Genomic DNA, 545 nt, shown 5'->3' with positions numbered 1-545 from the left:
GCCTCGACCATGGCGCGCTCGATCATCTCCCGCTCCTCCTCCTCGGAGAGGCCGGCATCCTCGGCACGCATCTCTAGGTTCTTGACGATGCGGAACACGGCGCCCGTGTAGGGGGAGGTCACCTCCTCGGTCGTCTCGTCGGTCTCGTCGTCGGGTGATGTGGCGCCGAGGTCGCTGGCGATTCCGGGGTAGCCGGCGGCGGCGCACAGGTCGGCGATGATGCCGCGGTACTCGTCTGTGGGGTTGGCCTCCAACAGTGCGGCGGTCAGGGACCGTAGGGCGTCGTAGCCGGGGCGGTGGCCGCCGGATGTCCAGCGGCTCATCTGGGATCGGCTGATGCCCGCAAGGGTTGCGAGGTCGGATGCGCTGTATCCGCGATCTCGGAGGCGCCATAGCGCGTCGGCGAGGGCGGGGGCGTCCCACGCCGATGGGGAAGTGCTGTGCATGCACCGCACACTATCGCGAAGTTGATTCGCACGTATCAACTCGAACCACATTGTGGCTGAGGGATTACACGCGGCTTACCTTCTGTGCATGCACCGCAA

General features: G+C 66.4%; 1 protein-coding gene. It reads right to left on the bottom strand.

The window, feature by feature from the left end:
* Positions 1 to 446 (bottom strand): helix-turn-helix domain-containing protein (locus D474_RS32095; RefSeq protein WP_161628715.1); only part of this gene is annotated, 446 nt, incomplete at its 3' end.
* Between the last annotated feature and the right edge of the window lie 99 nt (positions 447 to 545).

This window comes from Nocardiopsis salina YIM 90010, assembly GCF_000341025.1.
Lineage (GTDB): Bacteria > Actinomycetota > Actinomycetes > Streptosporangiales > Streptosporangiaceae > Nocardiopsis > Nocardiopsis salina.
Note: the sequence above shows the minus strand (reverse complement) of the source record. Positions and strands in the feature narration are given on the sequence as shown.